At 65.7% G+C, this 11,842-nt stretch carries 10 protein-coding genes; 3 read left to right on the top strand and 7 right to left on the bottom strand.

What is annotated here, in order from left to right:
- The first annotated feature begins 155 nt into the window (after nucleotides 1–155).
- Genes HZ321_RS05415 through HZ321_RS05405 form a run of 3 tightly spaced genes read left to right on the top strand, consistent with a single transcriptional unit; the run spans nucleotide 156 to nucleotide 3,008 of the window.
- Nucleotides 156–1,076: a carbohydrate ABC transporter permease gene (locus tag HZ321_RS05415; protein ID WP_181700941.1), complete on the top strand. Its 921-nt coding sequence runs from the start codon at nucleotides 156–158 to the stop codon at nucleotides 1,074–1,076.
- A gap of 5 nt (nucleotides 1,077–1,081) precedes the next feature.
- A complete protein-coding gene (locus HZ321_RS05410; RefSeq protein WP_181700939.1) occupies nucleotides 1,082–1,912 on the top strand; it encodes a carbohydrate ABC transporter permease in 831 nt (276 codons plus the stop codon).
- Between the two features lie 10 nt (nucleotides 1,913–1,922).
- A complete protein-coding gene (locus HZ321_RS05405; protein WP_181700937.1) occupies nucleotides 1,923–3,008 on the top strand; it encodes an ABC transporter ATP-binding protein in 1,086 nt (361 codons plus the stop codon).
- Nucleotides 3,009–3,231: 223 nt separating this feature from the next.
- Here the strand turns inward: HZ321_RS05405 and HZ321_RS05400 are convergent, their stop codons facing one another.
- The 7 genes from HZ321_RS05400 to HZ321_RS05370 form a co-directional block, all read right to left on the bottom strand.
- Entirely contained in the window at nucleotides 3,232–4,212 is a 981-nt protein-coding gene (locus HZ321_RS05400) for an ABC transporter permease (RefSeq protein WP_181700935.1), read from the bottom strand.
- On the bottom strand, nucleotides 4,209–5,189 hold the full coding sequence (locus HZ321_RS05395) for an ABC transporter permease (RefSeq protein WP_181700933.1): 981 nt from the start codon (nucleotides 5,187–5,189) through the stop codon (nucleotides 4,209–4,211). The genes HZ321_RS05400 and HZ321_RS05395 overlap by 4 nt, the downstream gene beginning before the upstream one ends.
- Nucleotides 5,186–6,703, bottom strand: a complete 1,518-nt coding sequence (locus tag HZ321_RS05390) for a sugar ABC transporter ATP-binding protein (protein ID WP_194303956.1) — start codon at nucleotides 6,701–6,703, stop codon at nucleotides 5,186–5,188. The genes HZ321_RS05395 and HZ321_RS05390 overlap by 4 nt, the downstream gene beginning before the upstream one ends.
- A 108-nt stretch (nucleotides 6,704–6,811) precedes the next feature.
- The gene (locus HZ321_RS05385) at nucleotides 6,812–7,894 is read right to left on the bottom strand and encodes a sugar ABC transporter substrate-binding protein (RefSeq protein ID WP_181700929.1); all 1,083 of its coding nucleotides are present in this window, start codon (nucleotides 7,892–7,894) and stop codon (nucleotides 6,812–6,814) included.
- Between the two features lie 301 nt (nucleotides 7,895–8,195).
- A complete protein-coding gene (locus HZ321_RS05380) occupies nucleotides 8,196–9,191 on the bottom strand; it encodes an ABC transporter permease (protein WP_181700927.1) in 996 nt (331 codons plus the stop codon).
- 16 nt (nucleotides 9,192–9,207) lie between these two features.
- Entirely contained in the window at nucleotides 9,208–10,722 is a 1,515-nt protein-coding gene (locus tag HZ321_RS05375) for a sugar ABC transporter ATP-binding protein (RefSeq protein WP_181700925.1), read from the bottom strand.
- Nucleotides 10,723–10,793: 71 nt separating this feature from the next.
- On the bottom strand, nucleotides 10,794–11,741 hold the full coding sequence (locus tag HZ321_RS05370; RefSeq protein ID WP_181700923.1) for a sugar-binding protein: 948 nt from the start codon (nucleotides 11,739–11,741) through the stop codon (nucleotides 10,794–10,796).
- Between the last annotated feature and the right edge of the window lie 101 nt (nucleotides 11,742–11,842).

Raw genomic sequence — 11,842 nt, 5'->3', positions numbered from 1 at the left:
TGCGGGGATCGAGCGACCCTGGGGAGGGGCGCGCTCGTCCGGTCGTCGTTGAACGCATCAAGCATTCGAGCCGGCCCGACAACGCCTCTCCCGCCTTCGGGGACGACTTCCTGCAGCGGAAGATCGCGACACCCTTTCAATCATGTGGACCGCCCATGACAGCCTTGGTGGCCTCGCGCCGACGCCCGTTCCTGCAGCGCCTCGCGCAGGCCAGCGAGCCGTGGCTCTACACAGCGCCCGCGCTGATCCTGATCGTCGCCGTCATGCTGGTGCCGCTGGTGCTCGGCGTGTCCTACGCCTTCCGGGACATCAAGCTCCTGAACCCGTTCAGCGGCGGCTTCGTCGGGCTGAAGCATTTCGAAGCCTTGGCAACCGACCAGGCGTTCCGCACGGCGCTCGTCAACACCCTCTGGTGGACCGGCGCATCGGTGCTGATCCAGTTCGTGTTCGGCCTCATCCTCGCTCTTCTCCTGAACCAGCCGTTCCGCGGCCGCGCGGTCGCGCAGGCGCTCTGCTTCCTGCCATGGGCGGTGCCGAGCTTCCTCACCGGCCTCGACTGGGCGTGGCTGTTCAACCCGGTGATCGGCCCTCTGCCGCACTGGTTCGTCGCACTCGGGCTGATGGAGACGCCGCAGAGCATCCTCTCCGACCCGGACCTTGCCATGTGGGGTCCGATCGCCGCCAACGTCTGGTGGGGGATCCCCTTCTTCGCCATCACGCTGCTCGCGGCTCTGCAGGCGATTCCGAAGGACCTCTACGAAGCCGCCGCCATCGACGGCGCCGGCCCGATCGAGCGTTTCCGGTCGATCACCCTGCCTTTCCTCGCCCCGACAATCGCGATCACGATCCTTCTGCGCACCGTCTGGATCTCCAACTTCGCCGACCTCATCGTGGTGATGACCAACGGCGGCCCAGCGGACCGCACCCAGATCGTCGCGAGCTACATCTTCACCACGGCCTTTCGGCGGCTCGACTTCGGCTACGCCTCTGCGATCGCCCTCGTCCTCCTGGTGCTGCTGCTCACCTATTCCATGCTGATCGTGCTGCTCCGGCAGTCGTTCCTGAAGCGAGGCTGACCCGCATGCGCCGCAATCCGGTTCTCACCGTCCTGCACCGCCTGGCGATCGGCCTTTACATCGCCTTTGCGCTGTTCCCGCTCTACTGGCTGCTGAAAGTGAGCGTGACGCCCAACGACCTCCTCTATTCGGAGGGCGTGCGCATGTGGCCGTCTCGGACCAGCTTCGAGCACTATGCCTTCGTGATCGCCAACAGCGAGTTCCCGCGCTTCTTCCTCAACAGCTTCATCGTCTCCGGCTCCACCGCCGTGATCGTCACCCTGGTGGCCGCGGTCGCCGGCTATGCCCTCTCGCGTTTCGCGTTCCGCGGGAAGTACTGGATTACGGCCCTGATGCTCCTGACCCAGATGTTTCCGCTGGTGATGCTGATCGCGCCGATGTTCAAGATCCTGTCGCCGCTCGGCCTCACCAACAGCCTGACGGGCCTCATCGTCGTCTACACGGCTTTCAACGTGCCGTTCGCGACCTTCCTGATGCAGTCGTTCTTCGACGGGATCCCGCGCGACCTGGAGGAGGCCGCCATGATCGACGGAGCGACCCGCTTCGTGGCCTTCCGGCAGATCATCCTGCCGCTGACGCTGCCCGGGATCGCGGCGACGCTCGGCTTCGTGTTCACCGCCGCCTGGAGCGAGCTCCTGTTCGCCCTGATGCTGATCTCCGGCAACGCGGCGGCGACCTTCCCGGTTGGCCTGCTCTCCTTCGTGTCCAAGTTCTCGGTGGACTTCGGGCAGATGATGGCCGCCGGCATCCTGGCGCTCATCCCCGCCGCCCTCTTCTTCCTCTTGATCCAGCGCTATCTCGTGCAGGGCCTGACGGCCGGCGCGGTGAAGGGCTGAGGAGATCTTCATGGCCGCCATCGACATCACGTCCGCGCGAAAGAGCTACGGATCCGTCGACGTGCTGCACGGCGTCGATCTGGCGATCGGCGACGGCGAGTTCGTCGTCCTCGTCGGCCCGTCCGGCTGCGGCAAGTCCACCCTTTTGCGCATGATCGCGGGGCTGGAAGAAATCACGTCCGGGGAGATCGCGATCGGCGGCCGGCGGGTGAACGACCTGCCGCCGAAAGACCGCGACATCGCGATGGTGTTCCAGTCCTACGCCCTCTACCCGCACATGACCGTTGCGGAGAACATGAGCTACAGCCTGAAGCTTCGCCGCACGCCGAAGGAGCGGATCACCGCCGCCATCACGGTGGCGGCTGCCAAGCTCGGCCTCGACCAGCTGACCGAACGTCGCCCGAAGGCCCTTTCCGGCGGCCAGCGCCAGCGCGTCGCCATGGGACGCGCGATCGTGCGAAACCCGAAGGCCTTCCTGTTCGACGAGCCGCTTTCCAACCTCGACGCCCGCCTGCGCGAGCAGATGCGCGTGGAGATCAAGAAGCTGCACAAGGATCTCGGCGCGACCTCGATCTACGTGACCCACGACCAGATCGAGGCGATGACGCTCGCCGATCGGATCGTCGCGATGAACGGCGGCGTGGTGCAGCAGGTCGGCAGCCCGCTCGACCTTTACGACCGGCCGGCTAATCTCTTCGTCGCCGGCTTCATCGGCTCGCCCGCCATGAACATGATCCCTGCCATCTATCGGTTGGTCGACGGGACCGGCGTCGCGGCGGTCGCCGGCGGGCACCACCTCCCGCTCGCGGGGCCTTTTTCCATCCCCGATGGAACTGCCGTGGTGATCGGCGTCAGGCCAGAGCACGTCACGGTCTCCCCGCCCGGCAGCGGCGGACTGCGAACCGCCGTGGATCTCGTCGAGCCGACGGGGTTCGGCTCCATCCTCCACCTCGGGCCTTTCGGCCAGCCCGTGAAGGCCTTCACGCTCGACCGCGCGCTCGGACGAAACGGAGCCGCGGTGGACGTGACCTTCGACCCTGCTCAGCTCCACGTGTTCACTGAGGCGGACGGGCGGCGAATGGATCCGGCCGCTTGAGGTCCAAGCCACGTCGAGATCCCGGCGCTACGCGCCTGCTGCATCGTATGGGGCCGTCCGGGTCGTCTCCACAATCCGCCACGTTGCGCACCGCCGATAGGCAATGTGAAGCGATCGAGCGGCAAGGTTGGTCATCGCCACCGACCGGAGACGACACCGTCCGCGGCCGCCGGTCCGGCGCATTCGGCCCTGCCTTCACAAGCGGCGCCCTCATTCACTCGTATCAGCGGCCGATCGCCTTTTCGCGACCGTAGAGAAGCAGCATCAGCACGATGACCGCGCCGTAGAGAATCTGCCGCCCGAACTCCGGCATTTGCATCACCGAAAGAATGGACTGCAGAAGCGTGACCAGCAGCACGCCGGCGATCGTGCCAAGGTAGCTCCCGCGGCCCCCGAGGATCGACGTTCCGCCAAGCACGACGGCAGCGATGGCCGGAAGCAGGTAGGCGTCGCCCATGGACTGAGCCGCCTTCGATGCATAGCCGGCGAGCAGCACGCCGCCAAAAGCCGACAATCCTCCGGAGATCGCGAAGACAGCCATCACCACCCGTCGCGTATTGATCCCGGACAGATAGGCGGCCCGCTCGCGATTGCCGATGGCGTAGATCGACCGGCCGAAGGTCGTACGTGTCAGAAGGAGCACGACGGCAACGCCGACCACTGCCCAACAGACCAGGGCGTTCGGCACGCCCGGAATGGCAAACCCCGTTGCGAGGTAGCGCATGGCGGGTGAGGCCGTGTCCTTGGGTGAGAAGCCGCCGGTGTAGAGCACCATCAACCCTTGCGCGACCGCATTGGTGGCGAGTGTGATGATCATCGACGGGATGCGCATGTAGGCCACCCCGATCCCGTTGATCAGGCCGATCGCAAGTCCGCAGGCCACGCCGAAGGGGATCGCGAACACCTCGCCGGCTCCGCCGTACCCCGCGAGGGCGCTGGACATCATGGCGCCGACGGTCAGCACCCATGGCACCGAAAGGTCGATCTGGCCAAGCAGGATCACCAGCATCATGCCGCTCGCGACCACGCCCAGAAAGGCCGCCACCTTGAGCTGCTGCAGCAGATACTCGGGCGACAGGAAGTTCCGGGAGTAGAGGCTGCCGATCAGGAGCAGAATGACGATGCAGGCGAAGGCCGTCGCCACGGCGGGGTCGAGGCGTCCGCCAAGGCTGAACTTGCGAAGTGGAGATGCGAGTTCCTTCATGCAAACCAGTCCAATCGGTTGCGGACCCTGAACAGTGCGACGGCGCCGACACTGACGGCGAACAGCAGGACCAGGCCCTGGAACAGCGGCTGCCAGAGCGGGTCGAAGTCGAACACGAAAAGCAGGTCACCGATGGTGCGGAAGGCGAGCGCTCCGAAGATGGCCCCGATCGCGCTGCCTCTGCCGCCGAACAGCGAAACGCCGCCGAGCACGACGGCCGCGATGGAAAAGAGCGTGTAGGCGTTCCCGCTCGCGTAGGCCGCGTCGCCCGTATAGGTGAAGAACGTCAGGAAAAGCCCACCGATCGCGGCCAGCAGGCCCGACAGCGTGTAGGCCACGAACTTCGCCCGCCGGATCGGCACGCCGGACATGTAGGCGGCCGCTTCCGAGGAGCCCGTTGCATAGGCGGCGCGGCCCGTCACCGAACGGCTGTACGGTATCCAGATCATGGCAACCACGGCGACCAGCACGAGGAGGCTTGCCGGCACGAGGCCGAACACGCGGCCGGTGAGCGCGTCGGCCAGGGTCTCGTCGACGCTTCCACCGGGAAACGGCCGTAGGGCGAGGGCGATCCCGAAGTAGATCGCACCCGTCGCGATCGTCGTGACGATCGGCTGCAGCCGACCGAAGATGACGATCGCGCCATTGATCGCACCGCAGGCCGCCCCCGTCGCGAGCACGGCCAGAACACCGAAACCGACCTCGAGCGGCGTACCCACCACGAGCCAGGACGCCAGGCAGTTGGTAAGAACGAAGATCATCCCCACCGAGAGATCGATGCCGGCGGTGATCACCACCAGCGCCTGCGCCATCGCCACGAAGGCGAGCAGCACGGCCTTGTTCGACGCGGTCTGGACCACGTTGGCCGTCAAGCCGGCGGGGTGGTTGGAAATGTAGAGAATGAACATCACGACGAAGATGGCCACCGCGAGCAGGGTGCTGCGGTTGTCGGCCAGCCGGAAACGCCAGTCGCTCATGAATGCACCGCCTTTGCGGCCGGACCGGCAGCGTCGATGTCGAGCGCGCTCGCGATCAAGGCGTGTTCGGTGATCTCGTCGCCCACGAGTTCGCGCTTCACGGCGCCGTCGTAGAGAACGAGGACCCGATCGCAGCAGCCGATCAGCTCGTCGTAGTCCGTGGAGTAGAAGAGGATGGCGGCGCCTTCGGCCGTGAGGCGGCGGAACAGCACGTAGAGCTCCTGCTTGGTTCCGACGTCGATGCCGCGCGTGGGGTCGTTGAGCAGGATGATGCGCGGCCGGTTCATCAGCCACTTGGCGATGACCACCTTCTGCTGGTTTCCACCGGACAGCGCTCCGACGGGTATGTCGACGCCGGCGGACCGGATCGCCAGGGCGCGGACCATGTCTTCGATCATGGCCTGCTCGCGCGCACCGTCGATCACACCGTGGCGGGAGATGCGTTCGAGGGCTGCGAAGGAGAGGTTGTCGCGCACCGTCATCGGCAGCATCAGGCCTTCGGTCTTCCGATCCTCCGGGATCAGCGCCATCCCGATCGCATCGCTCTTGGCCTGCGACGGGCTAGCGATCGAGGTCGGCTTTCCGTCGATGAGGATCTCGCCGGTGGTGCCGCGCAGGACGCCGAAGAGCGCGAGCATCAACTCCCGCTGGCCTTGGCCGTCCAATCCGCCGAGCCCGACGATCTCGCCCGGCCGCACGGTGAGCGATATCTCGTGCAGCCGTCCGCTCCAGGACAGTTTCCGGCATTCGAGCACAGGTGGTCGATCGGCCGGGACCGGCGGTGGCTTGGGCGGAAACACGTTCTTGTACTCGCGGCCGATCATCAGTTCCACGACCTCGGCGTTGGTCTTCGACCCGGCCGGATAGGTCGCGACCTTTCGGCCGTTGCGGAACACCGAGCAGTCGTCGGCCAGTTCCGCGATCTCGTGCATCCGGTGCGAGATGTAGAGGAGCGCGAGCCCCTCGCTGCGCAGCCGCTTCAGCACCACGAAGATGTTCGAGACGTCCGCGGCGGTCAGCGCGGAGGTCGCCTCGTCGAGGATGAGCACACGCGGGCGGCGGGCGAGCGCCTTGGCGATCTCGACCAGTTGCCGGCGCGACAGCGACAGATCCTTGACCAGCGCCAGCGGGTGGATGTCGGATGCGCCGGCCCGGGCCAGGGCATCGGCTGCGATCCGGCGCTGCTCCCGCCGGTCGATACCCCCGAAGCGGCGTGGCGGATTGCTGATGACGATGTTGTCCGCCACCGAGAGATCGGGGATCAGCGAGAGTTCCTGGAAGATGCAGACGATCCCCGCCGCGTTCGCCGCGGCCGGCGACGGGAAGGATATCTCGCGCCCGTCGAGGATCATGCGGCCCTGGTCGGGCGCGACGACCCCGGCCATGATCTTGATCAGCGTCGACTTGCCCGCGCCATTCTCGCCCAGGATGGCGTGGATGCGACCGGCACGGACGTCGAGGTCGGCATCTTCCAGAGCACGGACGCCGCCGTAGCTCTTCGAAACGCCTTCCATCCGGAACAAAGGCTCGTTCAACGGCACGGAACCACATCCCCCGTTCGGTTGTCCCGCGATTGGTCCGAGGCACGGCGTTCGGGTCCGCGCCTCGGACCGAGCTGAGGCCTACTGGTTCTCTTGCGTCTGGCCCATGATCTCCTGGGCCGTGAAGTTGATGCCGCACGTCGGGAAGGAGTTGCCGACGAAGAAGTTGTCGGACTGATCGGGGAAGTAGTCCTCGCCTTCCTTGAAGTTCGGATGCTCGACGATGGCCAGCGGCAGCTTGACGGACTGCGGCACCACGTTTCCTTCCAGCGCGGCGATCGCCGTCTTGATGGCGACGGCCACCTGAGCGGGGCCGGTGCCGGCCGACGAGCACTTCAGGCCGTCGTCGGCGTGGGCGGCGCAGAACTTGCGGAAGCCGTTCTCCGTTTCGCCGCCGAACGGCACGAAGGGATGCTTGGCGTCGATCATCGCCTGCACGATGCCGGTGTCGCCGCCCTGTCCGGTGATGCCGTCGAACGGCCCGTTCGTTGCGATCGCATCGGCGGTGGCCTTCTGGGCGACGCCGTCGTCCCACTTGCCCACGACTTCCGTCACGTCCCAGGTCTTGCCGGACGCATTGAGCGTTTCCATGACGCCGTTGTGGCGGTCGGTATCCACCGACGTGCCGGCGACGCCGCGCACCTCGAGCACCTTGCCGCCGTTCGGGACGTTGTTGATGAGCCAGTTGGCCCAGAGCACCCCGAGACCCTTCTGGTCGACGTTGACGTTGATGGCATCCTGCGTGTCGAGGATGTTGTCGAAGGCCACCAGGATGACGCCGGCCTCCTTGGCGCGCTTGATCACCGGGCCGAAGGCCGTGGGATTCTGCGCATTCACGACGATGGCGTCGTAGCCGCTGTCGATGAAGTTGTTGATGGCGGAGATCTGGGCCGGCACATCCTCGCCGGTCGACACCACCTTGAACTCCTTGAGCTTGGCCGCGACGTCCGGCTGCGCGGCATAGGCCTTCGCCGTCTGGATCATCTGGATGCGCCAGGTGTTGGCGATGTAGCCGTTGGCCAGCGCGATGCGGAACGGACCCTGCTTGGCTTCATACTTCAGGAACTTCGTATCCGCCGACCAAGGCGCGAAACACTCCGGCTCCGCAGCGGGCCCGGAAACGACCTCAGGGCCTGCAGCCACAGCCGGCGGTGCTGAGAACATTCCCGCGGCGAGGAGTATGCCGAGACAAGATGCACGACCCAAATAGGATGACGTTTTCATAGCTGAGTTCCTCCCGTTGAGTTCCAGCTCCCACTGGAACGGCCTTTATTTTGCTCATTCGTCGCACATTGTGAGCATTATACTTAAACGGATGGTATTCTCATAAACAAAGCGCCGATGATTAGGATTATTTGAATATCTATAAAGTGTCAACAACTGATTTATACTGCGATGCAGCAGACTAGATCGTTTATCTACATGCTCCTCCAAATGTTCAAACCTCGACGGAATAGCCGTGCGATCAACCGACTGACCGAACGACGACCGAGGATTGTCTGGCCTGCCGCCGGGTGTGGTTCGGACGCGTGGAGAGATGCCGATCGGCGAGGACGCCGACCAGGATCACGGACCCCATAACGGCGAAGTTTAGCGAGCTTGGCACACCCAACAGGTTGACGAGATTCTGGAGGACCTGCAGCAGCACGGTTCCGAGGACGACACCGGCGATCGACCCCTCGCCGCCGCGCAGCGAGCAACCGCCGAGCACGGCCGCGGCGATGGCGTAGAGTTCGTAGAAGTTCCCGTGCGACGACGGCGAGATCGAGCGCGTGTACATCGCGATGAAAACGGCCGCGATGGCGGTGAGGGCACTGCAGATGAAGTAGGCCGCGATCGTGACGCGCCTGGTGTCGATCCCGCTGTAGCGTGCCGCTTCCTCGTTGCGACCGACGGCGAAGAGATGACGGCCGAACACCGACTTGTGGAGCACGACGGCCATGACGACGGTGATCGCTGCGAATGCGATCAGGCTGTGCGGGATGCCGTAGAGGCGGCCGGACGTCAGCCACTCCAGCCACGGGAAGCTCGCGTCGAAGGGGAAACCGGCCGTGCCGTCCTCCGTGTACCAGCGGGCGATGCCGCGGTAGATCAAAAGGCCGCAGAGCGTCACGATGAAGGGCTGGAGGCCGACCCTGGCGACCAGGAAGCCGTGGATGGCCCCGATCGCGCAGCCGAGAACGACGACGAGCAGGAACGCGAAGCCGGGCGGAAGAGTGCCGCCGGCGACCAGGTCGACAAACAGAACGCCAAGCAGCGCGATCACCGATCCCGCCGAAAGGTCGATGCCGCCGGAGATGATCACGAACGCCTGCGCGACCGAGAAGATGCCGAAGAGGCCGATCAGGTTGGCCGTGTTCGACAGGTTGATCGGCGACAGGAAGCGCGGGTTGATCAGCGCGACGGCGGATCCCACGACGAGGATGAAAACGAGCAGCCACAGGTCGCTCTTCTTGATCATGGGTGCTTTCCTCGCGTCATTCGGAATGGACCGGTTCGCGGCCGACGGCTCGGGTCAGGACGGCATGTTCGCTGAGCTCTTCGCGGCCGAGGATGCCGGCGATCGCGCCCTCATGCATGACCGCGACGCGGTCCGAGACGCCGATCACTTCCTCCATGTCCGAGGAAATCATCAGGATCCCGACGCCGGCATCGGCGAGATCGCGCATCCGATGGTAGATCTCCGACTTGGCGCCGACATCCACGCCGCGCGTCGGCTCGTCGAAGATGAGAACGCGGGGCGCCATCGATAGCCACTTGGCCAGAACCACCTTCTGCTGGTTGCCGCCGGAAAGTGAACCGCAGGGCATGCGGACGGATCCGGCACGAATGTCGAGCCCGTCGCGCTGCCGGACAGCTTCGACGTCGACGGCGTCCTCGTCGACCATCCAGAGGCGGGCGAAGCGGCGCAGCGAGGGGAGGGCGATGTTGTCGCGGATGGGGAATTCGAGGATGAGGCCGGACAGCTTGCGGTCTTCCGGCACGAGGTAGAGGCCCGCCGCGATCGCCGCGCGGGGGCTGTCGATGGCCACGGCCTCCCCATTGATGCGGATCGTCCCGCCCAGGAGAGGGTCGAGGCCGAACAGCGCACGGGCGAGCTCGGTGCGACCGGAGCCGATCAACCCCGCAAGGCCCAGGATCTCGCCGCGCCTGACGTCCAGGCTGACCGTCCGGTCGGGCCGCCCGACCGTCCGGATGTCGACGAGTTCGAGGATCGGATTGCCGGGCGCGGCGGCCGGCGGAACATAGAGGGCCTTCAGGTCCCGCCCGATCATGTGCCGGATCATGGTCGGCGCTGCGATGTCGGTGCCGACGAGTTCGGCGACGAGGCGCCCGTCGCGAAGCACGACCACCCGGTCGGCCAGGCGCTCGACTTCGCCGAGCCGGTGCGAGATCAGGATGATCGAGACGCCTTCGGACCGCAGGCGGTCGACGGTGACGAGGAGCCGCTCGGTTTCCGTCGCCGTGAGGCTGGAGGTCGGCTCGTCGAGGATGAGAAGGCGGGCGTTCACCGAAAGCGCCTTGGCGATCTCGACGAGTTGCCGCTCCGCGAGCGAGAGGTCGGCGACCCGCGCGTCCGGCGAGAAGTCGGCGCCGAGTTGGGCGAGCAGCGGAGCGGTCCGGCGCACCAGCTCGGCCTCGTCGACGAGGTTGAGCAAACCGCCTTTCCGCGGCTCTCGTCCGATGAAGACGTTGGCGGCGACCGACAGGTTGTCGAAGAGGTTCAGCTCCTGGTGAACGAAGGCGATGCCGGCGCGGTTCGACGCGGCGACGGTGAGGCGGGGATGGGCTTCGCCGTCAAAGTCGATGCTTCCCGCCGTCGGCGCTACCACGCCGCCGAGGATCTTCATCAACGTCGATTTGCCTGCGCCATTCTCGCCGACCAGCCCGACCACCTCGCCCGTGTTGATCCGGATCGACACATCGTCGACCACCGTCACGGAGCCATAGGTTTTCGAGATCCGGTTGAGGGTCAGAAGGAGATCGGACATGGATCGGCCTTTGGTGGTGCCGTGCAGGCCGGCCAAGGAGGAACTTTGGCCGGCCTACCGGCTTCGAGACGTCAGCCGCCGATACGCGACTTCAGTTCCGCCTCGAATGCATCGACGTTGGACTTGTCGATGATCTTCGTCGGGACGATCACCAGCTTGTTCTCCGGAATGCCGGACTGGTCGCCCTCCAGGAAGGCCGCCATCAGCTTCATGCCCTGGTAGCCCCACTCGTAGGGCTGCTGGACGACGGTGCCGGCGATCGTGCCCTCGCGGACCCCGCCGAGCGTGATCGGATCCTCGTCGAAGGCGATCACCGTGACGGCGCCGAGCTTTCCGGTTTCCTTCAGCACCTCGTAGATGCGCGGCGGATTGTAGGAATAGAATCCGACCATGCAGTCCACGTCCGGGTTGGCGGCCAGCGCGTCCTCCACGTTGCGCTTGGCGCGGGTCATGTCGATGTCGTCGCCGCGTACGTCGACGAGCTCGACCTTGGAGCCCTGAAGGACGGACTTCATGCCCTCGATGCGCTCGCGAGCGTTGTCTGCGCCCGGCAGGCCGACGAAGCCGATGCACTTGCCACCCTCCGGCAGGGCCTTCAGGGCGATCTCGCCGGCCTGTTTGCCGGCGTCCGTGTTGGACGAGCCGATGTAGGCGATTCGGTTGGTGTCGGGCGCGTCGCTGTCCGTGGTGAAGAGCGGGACCTGTCCGCCGATCGCGTTGAGCGATGCGGTCGACGACTTCGGATCGACCGCGCTGACCATGATGGCCGAGACGCCGGCCGCGACGAGGTCCTCCATCAACCGTTGCTGGACGGCCGCCGCCGCCTGCTCCGGATACTTGAACTGGAGGTCGTAGGCCGGCAATTCGGCCTGTGCCTTCTTGACGCCGGCTTCCGCCAGCTTCCAGAAGTCGGATGCACCGTTGACGACGAAGGCGAGCGTCTTCTTGTCCTGCGCCTCCGCGGATCCGGTGGCGAGAAGGGCGGACAGGGCGAGAATGCCGAGAAGGGATCTGGTCATCGTGTCACCTCGGGATTGAGGACGAGCGACCGCCGGCGCGTGAAACACCGGGACGAGGTCGGTCGGCGATTGAAGGGTGCGAGCCGCGGCCGGCCGTGCCG

The organism is Chthonobacter albigriseus, from assembly GCF_013839445.1.
Lineage (GTDB): Bacteria > Pseudomonadota > Alphaproteobacteria > Rhizobiales > Pleomorphomonadaceae > Chthonobacter > Chthonobacter albigriseus.
The sequence above is the reverse complement of the archived record's forward strand: the minus strand, read 5'-3'. Positions and strand labels throughout refer to the sequence as shown.

Bases quoted from the DNA above. Each gene is read 5' to 3' on its own strand.
- HZ321_RS05415 (WP_181700941.1), top strand. From the start codon at position 156: ATGACAGCCTTGGTGGCCTCGCGCCGACGCCCGTTCCTGCAGCGCCTC.
- HZ321_RS05410 (WP_181700939.1), top strand. From the start codon at position 1,082: ATGCGCCGCAATCCGGTTCTCACCGTCCTGCACCGCCTGGCGATCGGC.
- HZ321_RS05405 (WP_181700937.1), top strand. From the start codon at position 1,923: ATGGCCGCCATCGACATCACGTCCGCGCGAAAGAGCTACGGATCCGTC.
- HZ321_RS05400 (WP_181700935.1), bottom strand. From the start codon at position 4,212: ATGAAGGAACTCGCATCTCCACTTCGCAAGTTCAGCCTTGGCGGACGC.
- HZ321_RS05395 (WP_181700933.1), bottom strand. From the start codon at position 5,189: ATGAGCGACTGGCGTTTCCGGCTGGCCGACAACCGCAGCACCCTGCTC.
- HZ321_RS05390 (WP_194303956.1), bottom strand. From the start codon at position 6,703: ATGGAAGGCGTTTCGAAGAGCTACGGCGGCGTCCGTGCTCTGGAAGAT.
- HZ321_RS05385 (WP_181700929.1), bottom strand. From the start codon at position 7,894: ATGTTCTCAGCACCGCCGGCTGTGGCTGCAGGCCCTGAGGTCGTTTCC.
- HZ321_RS05380 (WP_181700927.1), bottom strand. From the start codon at position 9,191: ATGATCAAGAAGAGCGACCTGTGGCTGCTCGTTTTCATCCTCGTCGTG.
- HZ321_RS05375 (WP_181700925.1), bottom strand. From the start codon at position 10,722: ATGTCCGATCTCCTTCTGACCCTCAACCGGATCTCGAAAACCTATGGC.
- HZ321_RS05370 (WP_181700923.1), bottom strand. From the start codon at position 11,741: ATGACCAGATCCCTTCTCGGCATTCTCGCCCTGTCCGCCCTTCTCGCC.